This is a genomic window from Chania multitudinisentens RB-25 (assembly GCF_000520015.2).
Lineage (GTDB): Bacteria > Pseudomonadota > Gammaproteobacteria > Enterobacterales > Enterobacteriaceae > Chania > Chania multitudinisentens.
Map to the genome: position 1 here is coordinate 1,075,474 of NZ_CP007044.2, position 14,905 is coordinate 1,090,378.

Genomic DNA, 14,905 nt, shown 5'->3' on the forward strand with positions numbered 1-14,905 from the left:
TTATCGTTTATTGACCAAAAAACGCGGCGATGGTTCGCTTTGTGCCGGGCAGGAATCTCAACCCGGTTGGCCTATGCTACACTGCGAGTCAGCATAGAATAGGCCAAAGGCATATAACGTCATGACTTTACAGCAATGGTGCTTTTCATTTAAAGGCCGCATCGGGCGGCGTGATTTCCTGATTTGGATGGGGGTCTGGCTGGGGCTGATGGCCGGGGCTTTTACATTGGCCAATTACAAACTGGTGGCGATCCAGTCTATTGCTTTTTTTATTGTAATACTGTTGTGGCCAACGGCGGCGGTGTTGGTGAAACGCTTGCACGATCGCGACAAAGCGGGTTGGTGGGGATTATTGCTGATCCTGGCATGGATGCTGGCGGCGGGAAATTGGCAGATGCTAGCACCGATCTGGCAATGGGGGATCGGGCGTTTTATCCCGTCGCTGATTCTGGTGATGATGGCCCTCGATCTTGGGGCTTTTGTCGGTACGCCGGGGGAGAACCGATTCGGCCCAGAGGCTGAGCCGGTAAGGTTCCGCTGAGTTACCAGTAATGCTCACTGGTGATGTGCCCGGGTTTACGGCGCAAATGCTTGCGCATCTGGTGGTGTTCTTTCAGCGTTTGCTGGGTGTCACGCACCATCTGCGGGTTACCACACAGCATGACATGGCTGGTTTCGGCATTGAGTGGCAGACCCACGGCGGCTTCCAACTGCCCATTCTCGATCAACGCAGGGACGCGGCCGGTTAACGATCCGGCCACTTCTTCGCGGCTGACCACGGTTTGAATGCGTAATTTACCGTTATAACGCTGTTGCAGTTGCTGCATCAGCGGTAAGTAGCTGAGATCGTTTGCAAAGCGTGCGGCATGCACCAACACCAGATTATTGAAGCGCTCCAGATCTTTGCCTGCTTGCAGGATCGACAAATAGGGGCCGATGGCGGTTCCGGTGGCCAGCATCCACAGCGTGTCACAATCCGGCACCTCTTCCAGCACAAAGAAACCGGCGGCCTCTTTGGTGATCATCACTTCCGCACCCGGCTGTAACTGGCTGAGCCTTGGGCTGAGTTTGCCTTCCGGCACGGTGACCAGATAGAACTCCAGGTTGGGATCGCTAGGGGCGTTGACATAAGAATAGGCACGCTGAATGCGTTCACCGTCGATTTCCAGCGCCAGTTTGGCAAACTGCCCGGCGCTGAAATGGTCAATCGGGGCGTGGAGAGTGAGGCTGAATAGCCCGTCCGTCCAATATTCTATCCGTGTGACTTTGCCATGAACCCACTCTGCCATACTTTCAATGCTCCCTTGGTCGAATCAAATAGGCACAATGTCGTGAACCGGAAATAGCATGCGCCGTGCGCTCGATCCGGTAATCATTGCCTAACAGGCGATGGAAAAGCTGTAATTCCGAGTTACATAAGGTGCTACAGCTATTGGCGGCCACGTTGATAGGGCAGTGGTTTTCTATCAGTAACATACCTTGAGGATGTTCCTGTAGTTCCGCCATATAGCCATCTTGCTGGCGCAGGCGTACCAGGCAGGCAAGCTGGCCGAGATGATCTGCTTCTTCCGCCAGCTCATCAGCATAGCGGTGATAGAGTTTTTCCTCTCGCGCACGAATCAGTTTTTCTACACCTTCAGTCCCAAACAAATCATGCGCTGACTCCAGCAAAACTTTCGAAAGCCGGGCATGGCCATCGGCAAACTGGGCATGGCCCTGCTGAGTGAGCGACCAATAACGCGTTGGGCGGCCTACCTTAGAGCGCGTTTCCTCGTAACAAACCAACTCACGTTTTTCCAGAGATTGTAGATGTTGGCGGATACCCATCGGCGTGATCTCAAGCCGTTCGGCCAGCATTTTGGCAGAGTGAGGACCCAAGGTTTTTAACTGCAATAAAATCAGCTCAGGTGTTTTCATAAACCAAATCCCTATGATGGTATTTTATTTCAAGTTGATGAAAATGATTATCGATTAAATGCTAAAACCGGACTATTACAACAGGGTTATCTTTAACCCTTTCGAGTAGTTCGTACAGTTTAATTTACGAAATCGGTAGCTATTTTTTCCAGGGCACCGATGCTGATTATGCAACCGTATGTAACATCAATGACATACGGTTTGACAAAAAATAGTGCGGGCACAGCATGCGGTGCCCTTGACATTTACAGAAGAAATTCGTGCAGTGCGGCGTCTTTACGATCCAAATAGTGGGTTGAGCGGATGCGGCGAATGGTGCGTGATTTACCGCGGATCAGCAGAGTTTCGGTGGTGGCCATGTTGCCTTTGCGGGTAATGCCTTCCAGCAGATCGCCTTTGGTGATGCCGGTCGCAGAAAAGATCACGTTATCGTTGCGTGCCATTTCATCCAAAACCAGCACCTTACCCGCTTCGATGCCCATCTCTTTGCAACGAGCCAATTCCTGTTCACCAATACGGCGATTTTCTTCGTTATCGTCCTTTACCTGATGGCGTGGCAGTAGTCTGGCCTGCATATCGCCGTCCAGGGCGCGGATCACCGCGGCAGACACCACACCTTCCGGTGCGCCGCCAATGCCGTACATCACATCTACTTCACTGTCCGGCATACAGGTCAGAATAGAGGCCGCGACGTCGCCGTCAGGGATAGCGAATACTTTCACGCCAAGCTGCTGCATCTGGGCGATCACCGCGTCGTGGCGCGGTTTTGCCAGAGTGATCACCGTCAGTTCTGCCAGCGGTTTTCCCAGACTTACCGCGATGTTGTGCAGGTTTTCTGCCAGCGGCAGGTTGAGGTCGATAACGCCACGCGCCTGTGGGCCAACCACCAGCTTCTCCATATACATATCAGGCGCGTGCAGGAAAGTGCCACGATCGCCCACCGCCAGCACTGCCAGTGCGTTGGATTGGCCCATGGCGGTCATTCGGGTACCTTCGATGGGATCGACAGCGATATCGACGGCATCACCCTGGCCAGTCCCGACTTGCTCACCGATGTACAGCATTGGGGCTTCATCAATCTCGCCTTCACCGATCACAATACGGCCATTGATATCCACTTTATTGAGCATAATGCGCATGGCATTGACGGCGGCACCATCAGCAGCATTTTTGTCGCCGCGGCCTAACCACTTGTAACCCGCCAGAGCGGCGGCTTCGGTAACGCGGGAAAATTCGATGGCTAATTCACGTTTCATGGTAAACCTGTCAGTGAGAGAAAGAACAAGGTAGACCCGAAGGATTTCAGCGGCAGCCAACAACGCAGCAACTTGAAAAACGCAGGGTAGACAGAGTTTATCACAGGGCGAGGGGGCCAGAGCGGAACAAAGAAAACGCCACCCGCAGGCAGCGCTTTCTCAAAACAAAACGGCTGGTAAAACTTAGTCGTGATCTTCCCACGCTTGCGCTCGGGCCACGGCTTTTTTCCAGCCGCTGTAACGGTAATTACGCTCGGTGGTTTCGATGCCTGGGCGGAATTCACGCTCAATGCTGGCTTTGCTTTTTACTTCATCCAGATCGTTCCAGTAGCCAATTGCCAAGCCTGCCAGATAGGCCGCTCCCAACGCTGTGACTTCACGTACTTCAGGACGCTCAACACGGGTGCCGAGGATGTCGGACTGAAACTGCATCAGGAAGTTGTTAGCCACCGCGCCACCGTCTACACGCAGCGATTGCAGACGGGTATTGGCATCGGCCTGCATGGCATCCAGCACGTCGCGAGTCTGGTAAGCGATGGATTCCAGCGTAGCGCGAATAATGTGGTTACTGTTCACGCCGCGCGTCAGGCCAAAGATCGCACCACGGGCATATGGGTCCCAGTAGGGGGCGCCCAGGCCGGTGAAGGCAGGTACTACATACACGCCGTTACTGTCTTTTACCTTGGTAGCAAAATATTCGGAGTCGGCGGCATCGCTGATCAGTTTCAACTCATCGCGCAGCCATTGGATAGAAGCACCACCGATAAACACCGCGCCTTCCAGCGCATAATTCACTTCACCCCGCGGACCGCAGGCGATAGTGGTGAGCAGGCCATGGCGGGAACGCACGGCTTGGCTACCCGTGTTCATCAGCAAGAAACAGCCCGTACCGTAGGTGTTTTTCGCCATGCCTGGTTGAACGCAGAGCTGGCCATACAGCGCTGCCTGCTGGTCACCGGCGATCCCGGCGATCGGAATACGCGTACCACCTTTACCGCCGATGTTGGTCTGGCCGTACACTTCAGAAGATGGGCGTACTTGCGGCAGCATGGCGCGTGGGATATCCAGCACTTCCAGCATCCGCTCATCCCAATCTAGCTCATGAATGTTGAACATCATGGTGCGCGAGGCATTGGTGTAATCGGTGACGTGTACCCGGCCTTGCGTCATCTTCCATACCAGCCAGGTGTCAACGGTACCGAACAGCAGCTCGCCGCGTTTGGCGCGTTCACGGGCGCCTTCAACGTGATCGAGGATCCATTTGACTTTGGTACCAGAGAAATACGGATCAACCACCAAACCAGTGTTGTGACGGATGTATTCTTCCAATCCATCACGTTTGAGTTTTTCGCAAATTTCCGCAGTACGGCGGCATTGCCAGACGATGGCGTTATAAATCGGCTTGCCGGTCTCTTTTTCCCAGACGATGGTGGTTTCGCGCTGGTTGGTAATACCGATACCGGCGATCTGATCAGAACTGATATCGGCTTTGGCTAGCACCTCGACTAGCGTGGAACTCTGTGAGGACCAGATCTCCATTGGATCATGTTCTACCCAGCCGGGTTTTGGGTAGATTTGCGTAAATTCACGCTGTGATACCGCAACAATGTTAGCATCGTGATCAAGTACTACGGCACGTGAACTGGTTGTTCCCTGATCGAGAGCGACAATGTATTTTTCTGTTGTCATGAGCTTAATCCTGTTGTTAACCGTTAGATCCGTCGTCTTTGACATTGCTTCTTGCAATCTGCTGGGCATAGCCCTGTAGCAATCATGCTTTACGCTGTTCTGGTTTGGCAGCGGTTTGCTCTTCCTCTGCGCAAACGTCGCAGGGCAGATGGCGGCCAATCAGAGCGCGGTAACCGAAAGCCCCTAGACCCGCACCAATGATGGGGCCCAGAATGGGTACCAGGAAGTAGGGAATATCACGTGCCCCCGTAAAGGCCACTTTGCCCCAGCCCGCCAGATAAGCGAACAGTTTCGGGCCGAAGTCGCGCGCCGGGTTCAGTGCGAAGCCGGTCAATGGTCCCATGGAGGCACCGATAACGGCAATCAGAATACCAATCAGTAATGGTGCCAGCGGGCCACGCGGAATGCCGTTGCCGTCGTCAGTCAGCGCCAAAATCAGGCACATCAGAATGGCGGTGATGACGGTTTCTACCAGGAAGGCTTGGCCGACAGAGATATGGGCATTGGGATAAGTTGAGAAAATACTGGCCAGCGCCAGGCTTTCATCGCTGCCACGCACCATCTGGTGAGTGGTTTCGAAATCGAGAAACAGGTTGTAATACAATCCATAGACCAATGCTGCGGCGCAAAACGCACCAACAAGCTGTGCAACGATGTAAGGGAGTACTTTGCGTCCATCAAAGCAGGCGAACAGCCACAGAGTGAGAGTGACAGCCGGATTCAAGTGTGCGCCGGAGATGGCTGCGGTCAGATAGATAGCCATGGCGACGCCCAGGCCCCAAATGATACTGATTTCCCACTGGCCGAGATTGGCACCTGCCAGTTTCAACGCAGCAACACAGCCTACGCCAAAGAAGATCAATAGGCCGGTGCCGAGAAATTCCGCGATACACTGGCCTTTTAAGGTCGGACTGGTGGTTTGACTCATAATGTTATTGTCCTACAGACGGCGATTAGAGGTTTATACTCTTCACTTTTCATATTGCAGCGTGATTGGCTGCCCTAAATGATGTGCTCCTCCCTGTGCAATTCTTCCATGACCGACAAACGAGATTGGCAATGGTTGTGCTTTTTCGCCTTGCTCATTACCTGTTGAGAATGTGGTGTGAATTTATCGTTAACGAACATAAACGAGAAATAGCGAAATCAAAATGTGTGTGCCTCGTCATATAATTGAGCGAGTTCGCGTTGTTATGCGTTTTTTATGCACAGTAGAAGCGTGATATGGCCCGTAGTTGGTTTCCCGTTTGTTAACAAATTGGGGTGCCATAAACGGAGGCTTTCAGTTTTTGCCGATAGCCATGGCAGGAATATTGCAACAGAGTGCGTGTTGAGCCGGTATGTAGCTAGACAGTAAGAGATAGGCTACTTACAATCGTTTGCATTGAAGGAAGTGTTTTATACCCTTTAGTCTTTCAAAGCACCATTTGAAACCCATCGGGTATAAAAGCGTGTGTTACTTGGCGCGATGCATATTCGCAGCAGCTGCCGCTGAAATTGTGGCGCTGCCTAAATAGATATACGCCTGTCTATAACGAGGGGGACTGAAGAATGTCATTTGAAGTATTTGAAAAACTGGAAGCAAAAGTTCAGCAGGCGATTGATACCATCACGTTGTTGCAGATGGAAATTGAAGAACTGAAAGAGAAGAACCACTCCCTGTCTCAGGAAGTTCATAATGCCGCGGGTAACCACGAAGCGCTGGTGCGTGAGAATCAGCACCTGAAAGAAGAGCAGCATGCATGGCAAGATCGCCTGCGCGCACTGCTGGGTAAAATGGAAGAAGTTTAAGCTTATCCAGAAACCAGGATCGAAAAGGGCGCCCCGGCGCCCTTTGTCATATTCTGCGGTTACTCGATATCAAGAGGATCTTCGGAAAGAATGATACCGGTATTATCGGCATAGAGGTGATCGCCGGAAAAGAAGGTAACACCGCCGAAGTTGACGCGGATATCACTCTCGCCGATCCCTTCACTGGTGGCTCCCACCGGGATCGCGGCCATGGCCTGAATACCGATGTCCAGCTCTTCCAGATCGTCCACCTGGCGTACTGCACCGTAGACCACGATACCTTCCCATTCATTCTGGGTTGCCAAGCGGGCCAGTTCAGCGTTGATCAAGGCACGGCGGACAGAGCCACCCCCGTCGATCAGCAAGACGCGGCCACGACCATTCTCTTCAAGCAGTTCGAATAACAGGCCGTTATCTTCGAAGCATTTCACCGTCGTGATTTGCCCGCCAAATGAAGTACGCCCGCCAAAGTTAGAGAATAGAGGTTCAACGACGTTGACCTCTTCTTGATAGATATCGCAAAGCTCGGAAGTATCGTATTTCATAGGATTTTACGTCTGTTTGCCGCTGGAATAATCAGTATATCCCTTTATCCGCCTTGTTGGCAAAAGCATCAGTTTTTAACTCAGTATCATGCTGATGGCAAACAACAGGTTAATCAGCAAGGCGGCCTTCACCATCTGTTCCAGCAACGGACGCATACCAATGGCGGTGGGATCGTGCAGCACGCGTACACCGTGGCGAAACAGTAGTGGTATGGCTAGCACAAACAGCCAACCCCACGGGCTGTGCAGGTTGAGCAGGGTAAACAAGGCGAAGCATACCACGGCGGCAATCAACAAGGCGGCATGATAGTAGCGTGCTTTCTGTGGCCCGAGGCGAACTGCCAGAGTGTTTTTGCCGTTGACGCGATCGCTTTCGATATCGCGCAGGTTATTGATGTTGAGCACTGCCGCTGCCAATAAGCCACAGGCAGTGGCTGGCAGCATGACGATGCTATCGAAGGTATGAGTTTGCAGATAGTGTGAGCCTGCAACGCTGAGCCAGCCAAAAAACACCAGAACCGAAATATCCCCTAAGCCCAGGTAGCCATAGGGTTTATTACCGACGGTGTAGGTAATGGCGGCGATAATTGCCAATCCGCCCAGCACCAGAAAACCCACCACGTCACTGGGTTTCTCACATGCGACAGCAATCAACCAGCAACCGGAAATGGCAATCAGGATCACCGTCAGCACCAACGCCCGTTTCATCTGTGCCTGAGTGATCACCCCTTTCTGCATGCCGCGCAGTGGGCCGATGCGGTCTTCCTTATCACTGCCTTTTACCGCGTCGCCGTAGTCATTGGCCAGATTGGAGAGGATCTGCAACAGGCCAGCGGTCAGCAATGCCAACAGTGCCACATCCAATTTGAAACTGCCTTGCCAGAAGGCGATAGTGGAACCCACAACGATGGAGGCAAATGCCAACGGTAGGGTGCGCGGCCGTAAACTTTCCAGCCAGGCTTTGGCTGTGGTGGTAGAAGTTGATGAGCTCATATTTCGCTTCAGTCAGTCAAAAGGCGGTGCCCGCTCGAAATAAATGTGGGAGGCAATGCCTCCCATACAGACTCTTTGTCTTTTAAGCGGCCGCTTTATTAGCGGCTGCCTTCAGTGATCGACAGGACAGTGATAGCGCTATTATAAGATAAAACGGCTCAGATCTTCATCCGCGACCAGTTCATCCAGGTGATTGCGCACATAATCTGCGTCAATTGTAATGGATTGACCGTTAATTTCACTCGCATCGTAGGAAATATCTTCCATCAGGCGCTCCAGCACGGTATGCAGGCGGCGGGCTCCGATATTTTCGGTGCTTTCGTTAACCTGCCAGGCGGCTTCGGCGATGCGGCGGATCCCCTCAGCGGTGAAGTTGATCGTCACGCCTTCGGTTCCCATCAGCGCTTTATACTGCTCGGTCAGCGAGGCACTGGGTTCGGTCAGAATGCGCTCGAAATCTTCCGTGGTCAGTGCTTGCAGCTCAACGCGGATCGGCAAACGGCCCTGTAATTCCGGGATCAGATCGGCAGGGCTGGCGGTTTGGAAAGCACCGGAAGCGATAAACAGGATATGATCGGTTTTCACCATGCCGTGCTTGGTGGACACCGTACAGCCTTCTACCAGCGGCAGCAGATCACGCTGCACACCTTCGCGGGAAACATCCGGGCCGGAACTTTGGCCGCCACGCTTACAGATTTTATCGATTTCATCGATAAACACGATGCCGTGTTGTTCAACGGCTTCCACGGCCTGTTCTTTCAACTCTTCCGGGTTCACCAGTTTGGCGGCTTCTTCTTCCACCAGCAGTTTGAAGGCCTCTTTGATCTTCAGTTTGCGTGGTTTCTGCTTTTGCCCGCCGAGGTTTTGGAACATGGATTGCAACTGGTTGGTCATCTCTTCCATGCCAGGCGGAGCCATGATTTCTACGCCCATCGGTGCTGCGGCCAGATCGATTTCGATTTCTTTATCGTCCAACTGGCCTTCACGCAGTTTCTTGCGGAATGCCTGGCGTGCAGTAGAAGGTTCCTGCTGTTCTTCTGGCTGGCCCCAGTTGTTTTTAGCCGGTGGGATCAAGACATCAAGAATGCGTTCTTCGGCCATTTCTTCGGCGCGGTTACGGTTTTTTTCGATTGACTGCAAGCGCACCATTTTCACCGCAGCGTCGGTGAGATCACGGATGATGGAGTCGACTTCCTTCCCCACGTAGCCCACTTCGGTGAACTTGGTGGCTTCCACTTTGATAAAGGGGGCATTGGCCAGCTTCGCCAGACGGCGGGCGATTTCAGTTTTACCAACGCCGGTCGGGCCAATCATCAGAATATTTTTTGGGGTGACTTCGTGACGCAGCATCTCGTTGAGCTGCATCCGGCGCCAGCGGTTGCGCAGGGCAATGGCAACAGCCCGTTTGGCTTTGTTCTGGCCAATGATGTAGCTGTCCAGTTCGCTGACAATCTCGCGCGGGGTCATTTCAGACATGGTATTCGATCCTTACGCTTTGGAAGGCAATGCTTCAATGGTGTGGAAATGGTTGGTGTAAATACAGATATCACCGGCGATGTTGAGGGATTTCTCAACGATTTCGCGGGCGCTCAGTTCGGTATTTTCCAACAACGCACGAGCAGCTGATTGGGCGTAAGGGCCGCCGGAGCCGATCGCGATCAAATCATTTTCTGGCTGAACAACGTCACCGTTACCTGTGATGATCAATGATGCGTTTTCATCGGCGACGGCCAGCAGTGCTTCAAGTTTGCGCAACATGCGGTCGGTTCGCCAGTCTTTTGCCAACTCAACGGCGGCTTTCACCAAATGTCCTTGATGCATCTCCAACTTGCGCTCAAACAGTTCAAACAGGGTGAAAGCGTCAGCCGTACCTCCGGCAAAACCGGCAATCACTTTATCGTTATACAGGCGACGGACTTTCTTGACGTTGCCTTTCATGACCGTATTGCCCAGTGTGGCCTGGCCATCGCCACCGATCACTACCTGGCCGTTGCGGCGTACGCTTACAATTGTTGTCACGAGTAGACCCTCGTTGCAGACGGAAAGAAGTTCCTACCGCTTCTGCAGGGACAGAAGCGGTAGGCATATTGAGATTATAGTTGGGGAGGGGCTGGCGCTTTTCAACCCCCAACGGCAAGGGGAATGCAACTTGACATGCCGGAGCCTTTCAGGCGTGTCAGCGTTTGGTCGGCAGCAGCCCGGCTGTTATAGGGGCCTAATACCACGCGGTTCCAACCGCCTCCTGAAGTTATGCGGCTTTCAATGCCTTCAAATGCCAACTGCGCGCGCACTGATTCGGCCTGATCGGTGGCACGGAACGAACCGCATTGCACCATCCATTTTTGTTTTTGCTCAGGTTTGGTTTCCTGCTTGGCCGTTTCCTGTTTTATCTCTGGTTTTGGCTGCGGTTTCGGTTCTGGTACTCGTGTTTGCACGGGTGGGGTGACCACCTGTGATTTCGGCTGCTGTACGGATTGCTGAGGTTGCTGTTGTACCGACTGTGTACCGTTGTTGAACGGATTACGTGGCGGGCTAACCTGTTGTTGCAGCGGTTGTTGCTGTTGCATCTGCTGTTGACGAGCATTGTTGCGTAGCTGCGCCGGATCGTTAGCAGGTACTTCAGACAACTGCGTCGGGCGCTGCTGCATGTCAGCCTGCATCTGTTCCAGCAACTGGCGCTGTTCGTCGGTGAGATCGGTTTTGATATTAATCTCGCCCCCGGCCCTGGGCTCAGTGGGTGATTGCACGCCAATCTGGCGGTTTTCCAGCTCTTTGATATAGCGCCAACGTTCTTCCGGCTTCGGCGGCAGGCCGTTACTCGGGTGAGTACCGGGAGTAGGCAGCAGTGGTGCATCATCCGGCTTGTTGTGTGTGATGAAATAGAGGCCACCGATAAAGACAACCAGAAGAGCAACGGCTAGCGCCACCACGGTTTTGGATACCTTCGGAGAACTGCGTTTACGGTTGGTGGTCTTACGCCGTGCTGCTCCTGAGCGCCCACGGCTTACATAGTCTCTCTGTGCCACTATAATTCCGCTGTGTCCTGATGAGGTTAAAGCCTATCCTCTAGGCTGTTTGATTGATCACCCTGCCTGATTATTCATTCGTTGGCAGCAATAATCATACCTGTCTAATAGGCTTTGGGTTCGCCATGTTACTTAACCCAAAAATGTTTGACTAGCGTTTCGGGGCCGCAGTGCTGCCTCTGATAATCAATTCGCTGTCTAAAAGCCGGGAACCGCTGTTCACTGTTTGCCCGTGTAACTGTTCCAGCAACAATAGCATAGCTTGCTGCCCGATCTGGAAGCGGGGCTGGGCCACGGTGGTTAATGGCGGATCACAATACTGTGCCAGCTTGATATCGTCAAAGCCAACGATGGAGAGATCTTGCGGTACTCGTAAACCCAGCTTTTTGGCCTGAGACAATACACCGATAGCCATAACATCACTGTGACAAAAAATGGCTGTCGGGGGTTTTGGCAGAGCCATCAGCGATATCAGCGCCTGAGCGCCCGCTTCGTAGGTAAAATCACCCCGAGTAATATAGCTGCTTTCGACGCTAATACCATTACGGCGTAGCGCCTGTATGTACCCCTGTAACCGATAATGGCTGAGCGGCATCTGTTCTGGCCCTGCTACGCAGGCGATCTGCTTATGACCAAGCTGGTGCAGATAATGCACGGCTTCGAAGGAAGCGGTCAGGTTGTCGATGTGAACCGTGGGTAATTCCAACTCCGGTGCAAATTCGTTAGCCATGACCATAGGTGGCAGGTTGCGCTGTTCTTCCTTACTGGCATCAAACGGCAGATTGGAACCGAGCAGCAGCATACCGTCAATTTGTTTGGTGATAATCAGGTTGACGAAAGTGCGCTCTTGCTGATTCTGCTGCGCACAGTCGCCGATCAACACCAGATAACCCTGCTGTGCTGCCGTTTGCTCGATCCCTTGGATCACGTCGGCAAAAAATGGATCGCAGATATTGGGGACGATCACCAAGATAGTACGGGATTCATTGCGTTTGATATTGCGTGACAGGGCATGGGGAGAGTAGCCCACGGCTAATACGGCCTGTTCCACTTTCTGCCGTGTTGGCGTTGACACCTTTTCTGGATTCATCAGCGCACGTGATACGGTTGCCGTTGAAACACCGGCCATTTCGGCAACGTCTTTCATGGTCGCCATGGATAATTCTTTCTTGTGTTCCAACGCCTTTCTCCTTGCGTTAGCCCGTGCCAACGCGACAACTACGATTGCTCATACATTCAGGCGTGCGGTGGTGTTGTTATTTTTAGCGCCAACGTTTAAAGCTTTCACATGGAAATACCAGTTAGAACATTCTAAACAGATTACGCCCAGCTTTTGTTACCTAATTTTCATAAAAAGTGTGATGAGAAGAGGTTTTTTCGCGTTCGCTCGCAATTTCAAAGATAACGGTTTGTTTTTATAGCCCTAAAATCAGATTTTTCCGGTTTTAACTGTCGATAGGGTCGATGTCCAGCATCCACTTCACTTTTCGTGCCTGTGGCAGGGTGTTAATCAGCGGCAGTGTGGTTTTCATCAAGTGTTGAAGTAAACGCCGGGAAGGATGTTGCAATAACAACTGCCAGCGGAAACGGCCGCCGCGTTTTGATTGCAATGCGGGGACTGGCCCCATGACCCACAACGAGTTGTCTTTCAGCGGGCTGGCTTCCAGCAGGTTGCGTAGCTGTTGCAGGAATAGCGGAGCCTGCTGATTATCGTGATCTTCCGAACGGACGATGATGTGGCTGGTATAAGGTGGTAGAAATACGCTGTCGCGCTCTGCCAGTGTTTGTTTGGCAAAGGCATCGTAGCCTTGCTGTAGCAGAATCTGTAGTAGCGGATGTTCTGGATGATGGGTTTGCAATAGCACCTCACCCTGTTTGCCTGCTCGCCCGGCCCGCCCGGAAACTTGGGTATACAGTTGGGCAAAACGCTCGGCAGAGCGGAAATCGGCAGAAAATAGGGCACCATCGACATCCAGCAGTGCGACCAAGGTGACATCGGGGAAATGGTGGCCCTTTGCCAGCATTTGAGTGCCAATCAGAATACGTGGGCCGCCACGGTGGATATCTGCCAGATGTTGCTCCAAAGAGCCTTTGCGGCTGGTGGTATCGCGATCGATACGCGTAATGGCTGTTGTTGGGAATAACGGTGCCAGTTCATTTTCCAACTGCTCGGTACCGACACCAACGGAAACCAGGTGCGTTGAGCCGCACTGCGGGCACTGGTGTGGCACCGGACGCTGGCTATCGCAATGGTGGCAACGCAGCTGGCGGTGATTCTGATGAATCGTATAGTAGTGGTCGCAGCGCTGGCATTCAGCGATCCAGCCGCATTCGTGGCACAATAGCGCAGGTGCGTAGCCACGGCGGTTAAGGAACAGCATGACCTGATTGCCGTTGTTTAAGTGGTGTTGCATGCTTTTCAGCAGCGGTTGAGAAAGCCCAAATTTCAGCGGCAATCCTTTCAAGTCAATAAGGTGCTGGTTGGCGGGCTTGGCATTACCCGCACGCTGGTTCAGTTTAAGCTGACGATATTTTCCCAATTGTACGTTATGCAGCGTTTCCAGCGCCGGTGTGGCAGAACCCATCACCATCGGAATATCTTCTGTGTGAGCACGGAACACTGCCAGGTCGCGAGCGTGGTAACGCCAGCCTTCCTGCTGTTTATAGGAACTGTCGTGTTCTTCATCAATGATGATCACTCCAAGGTGCAAAAACGGAGTGAACAGCGCCGAACGGGTGCCGATGACAATGGCTGCTTCACCGCTGCGTGCGCGCAGCCAAACGGCCAGCCGTTCGCTGTCGTTCAGGCCTGAATGCAGTACCTCAACCGGCGCATTGAATCGTTCACGGAAGCGGGCAATGGTTTGTGGCGTCAGGCCGATTTCCGGCACCAGCACCAGTGCCTGTTTGCCTGTTGCCAGAATGTTTTCCAACACGCTGAGATAAACTTCGGTTTTGCCGGAACCCGTCACCCCTGCCAGCAGCCAAGCGGCGAAATGCTCGTCTTCACTGCGGATAGCACCCACCGCGGTGGCCTGCTCGGTATTGAGCCGCAGCCGTTCACCAAGGACGGCAAAGTTTGGTCGCCAATCCTGCATTGCTAAAACCTGAGCCTGGAGATCGGCTAATCCTTTGGCGCGCAAGGCTTGCAGGGCGCTGTCGGTCAGTTCCAGTTCGCTAACCTGGTGGCGATATACCGGACGTTGCAGCAGTGCCGCCAGCGCCTGCTGTTGCTTGGGCGCTCGTTTAAGGCTTTCCGGTGGAGTGGCGCGCCCCTGCTCGGTGGCAAACCATTGCCACAGTGGCGCGGTTTCTGCCGGTTTACCCTGGCGCAGCAGGATCGGCAGCGCGTGGAACAGCACTTCACCAATGGGATAATGGTAGTATTCCACGGCCCACAGCAGAATGCGCCATAGGCTGGGGGAAAACAGCGAGTTGTTGTCCAGCAGGCTGTCGATGGGTTTCAGTTTTTCCAGTGGCAGTTCGCTGGTGGCGCTGCAACCGGTGACAATACCGATCGCCCGTTGCTTTCCCCAGGGCACGCAAACGCGCGCACCAGTAACCGGCTGCAAACCTTCAGGCAGCAGATAATCAAAGGTACGGGCGAGGGGAACCGGTAAAGCGACCTGTACAACGGGCATGTGGCGATCCAGATAGAAAAAGTGTTGGTTAGTTTACACTGCGGGCG

At 53.1% G+C, this 14,905-nt stretch carries 14 protein-coding genes; 2 read left to right on the forward strand and 12 right to left on the reverse strand.

Annotated features, from left to right (window positions below):
• Positions 1 to 121 precede the first annotated feature (121 nt).
• Positions 122 to 541, forward strand: a complete 420-nt coding sequence (locus tag Z042_RS04700) for a DUF805 domain-containing protein (RefSeq protein WP_024913989.1) — start codon at positions 122 to 124, stop codon at positions 539 to 541.
• A gap of 1 nt (position 542) precedes the next feature.
• Here Z042_RS04700 and fpr read toward each other — a convergent pair whose 3' ends face one another.
• The 5 genes from fpr to Z042_RS04725 form a co-directional block, all read right to left on the reverse strand.
• Positions 543 to 1,289: a ferredoxin--NADP(+) reductase gene (fpr, locus tag Z042_RS04705; RefSeq protein ID WP_024913988.1), complete on the reverse strand. Its 747-nt coding sequence runs from the start codon at positions 1,287 to 1,289 to the stop codon at positions 543 to 545.
• A 4-nt stretch (positions 1,290 to 1,293) separates the two neighbouring features.
• Positions 1,294 to 1,917, reverse strand: a complete 624-nt coding sequence (locus Z042_RS04710; protein ID WP_024913987.1) for a helix-turn-helix transcriptional regulator — start codon at positions 1,915 to 1,917, stop codon at positions 1,294 to 1,296.
• 245 nt (positions 1,918 to 2,162) lie between these two features.
• Positions 2,163 to 3,173 carry a class II fructose-bisphosphatase gene (gene glpX / locus Z042_RS04715; protein WP_024913986.1) on the reverse strand — a complete coding sequence of 337 codons (1,011 nt, stop codon included), beginning with the start codon at positions 3,171 to 3,173 and terminating at the stop codon, positions 2,163 to 2,165.
• A 183-nt stretch (positions 3,174 to 3,356) separates the two neighbouring features.
• Positions 3,357 to 4,862, reverse strand: a complete 1,506-nt coding sequence (glpK, locus tag Z042_RS04720) for a glycerol kinase GlpK (RefSeq protein WP_024913985.1) — start codon at positions 4,860 to 4,862, stop codon at positions 3,357 to 3,359.
• An 82-nt stretch (positions 4,863 to 4,944) separates the two neighbouring features.
• Entirely contained in the window at positions 4,945 to 5,790 is an 846-nt protein-coding gene (locus tag Z042_RS04725; RefSeq protein ID WP_024913984.1) for an MIP/aquaporin family protein, read from the reverse strand.
• 623 nt (positions 5,791 to 6,413) lie between these two features.
• Here Z042_RS04725 and zapB point away from each other — a divergent pair.
• Entirely contained in the window at positions 6,414 to 6,653 is a 240-nt protein-coding gene (zapB, locus tag Z042_RS04730) for a septal ring assembly protein ZapB (protein ID WP_024913983.1), read from the forward strand.
• A gap of 59 nt (positions 6,654 to 6,712) precedes the next feature.
• Here zapB and rraA read toward each other — a convergent pair whose 3' ends face one another.
• The 7 genes from rraA to priA form a co-directional block, all read right to left on the reverse strand.
• Positions 6,713 to 7,198, reverse strand: a complete 486-nt coding sequence (gene rraA, locus Z042_RS04735; RefSeq protein ID WP_024913982.1) for a ribonuclease E activity regulator RraA — start codon at positions 7,196 to 7,198, stop codon at positions 6,713 to 6,715.
• 75 nt (positions 7,199 to 7,273) lie between these two features.
• Positions 7,274 to 8,191 (reverse strand): 1,4-dihydroxy-2-naphthoate polyprenyltransferase, encoded by a 918-nt coding sequence (locus Z042_RS04740; RefSeq protein WP_024913981.1) that lies wholly within the window; start codon positions 8,189 to 8,191, stop codon positions 7,274 to 7,276.
• 141 nt (positions 8,192 to 8,332) lie between these two features.
• Positions 8,333 to 9,667 carry an HslU--HslV peptidase ATPase subunit gene (gene hslU, locus Z042_RS04745; RefSeq protein WP_024913980.1) on the reverse strand — a complete coding sequence of 445 codons (1,335 nt, stop codon included), beginning with the start codon at positions 9,665 to 9,667 and terminating at the stop codon, positions 8,333 to 8,335.
• 12 nt (positions 9,668 to 9,679) lie between these two features.
• Positions 9,680 to 10,210 carry an ATP-dependent protease subunit HslV gene (hslV, locus tag Z042_RS04750; protein WP_024913979.1) on the reverse strand — a complete coding sequence of 177 codons (531 nt, stop codon included), beginning with the start codon at positions 10,208 to 10,210 and terminating at the stop codon, positions 9,680 to 9,682.
• Between the two features lie 101 nt (positions 10,211 to 10,311).
• On the reverse strand, positions 10,312 to 11,217 hold the full coding sequence (gene ftsN, locus Z042_RS04755; protein WP_024913978.1) for a cell division protein FtsN: 906 nt from the start codon (positions 11,215 to 11,217) through the stop codon (positions 10,312 to 10,314).
• Between the two features lie 151 nt (positions 11,218 to 11,368).
• Positions 11,369 to 12,397 (reverse strand): DNA-binding transcriptional regulator CytR, encoded by a 1,029-nt coding sequence (gene cytR / locus Z042_RS04760; RefSeq protein WP_024913977.1) that lies wholly within the window; start codon positions 12,395 to 12,397, stop codon positions 11,369 to 11,371.
• 265 nt (positions 12,398 to 12,662) lie between these two features.
• Positions 12,663 to 14,858 (reverse strand): primosomal protein N', encoded by a 2,196-nt coding sequence (gene priA / locus Z042_RS04765; RefSeq protein WP_024913976.1) that lies wholly within the window; start codon positions 14,856 to 14,858, stop codon positions 12,663 to 12,665.
• Between the last annotated feature and the right edge of the window lie 47 nt (positions 14,859 to 14,905).

What these genes read in the sequence shown, in the direction of transcription:
- Z042_RS04700 (WP_024913989.1), top strand. Translation starts at nt 122, where the DNA reads ATGACTTTACAGCAATGGTGCTTTTCATTTAAAGGCCGCATCGGGCGG.
- fpr (WP_024913988.1), bottom strand. Translation starts at nt 1,289, where the DNA reads ATGGCAGAGTGGGTTCATGGCAAAGTCACACGGATAGAATATTGGACG.
- Z042_RS04710 (WP_024913987.1), bottom strand. Translation starts at nt 1,917, where the DNA reads ATGAAAACACCTGAGCTGATTTTATTGCAGTTAAAAACCTTGGGTCCT.
- glpX (WP_024913986.1), bottom strand. Translation starts at nt 3,173, where the DNA reads ATGAAACGTGAATTAGCCATCGAATTTTCCCGCGTTACCGAAGCCGCC.
- glpK (WP_024913985.1), bottom strand. Translation starts at nt 4,862, where the DNA reads ATGACAACAGAAAAATACATTGTCGCTCTCGATCAGGGAACAACCAGT.
- Z042_RS04725 (WP_024913984.1), bottom strand. Translation starts at nt 5,790, where the DNA reads ATGAGTCAAACCACCAGTCCGACCTTAAAAGGCCAGTGTATCGCGGAA.
- zapB (WP_024913983.1), top strand. Translation starts at nt 6,414, where the DNA reads ATGTCATTTGAAGTATTTGAAAAACTGGAAGCAAAAGTTCAGCAGGCG.
- rraA (WP_024913982.1), bottom strand. Translation starts at nt 7,198, where the DNA reads ATGAAATACGATACTTCCGAGCTTTGCGATATCTATCAAGAAGAGGTC.
- Z042_RS04740 (WP_024913981.1), bottom strand. Translation starts at nt 8,191, where the DNA reads ATGAGCTCATCAACTTCTACCACCACAGCCAAAGCCTGGCTGGAAAGT.
- hslU (WP_024913980.1), bottom strand. Translation starts at nt 9,667, where the DNA reads ATGTCTGAAATGACCCCGCGCGAGATTGTCAGCGAACTGGACAGCTAC.
- priA (WP_024913976.1), bottom strand. Translation starts at nt 14,858, where the DNA reads ATGCCCGTTGTACAGGTCGCTTTACCGGTTCCCCTCGCCCGTACCTTT.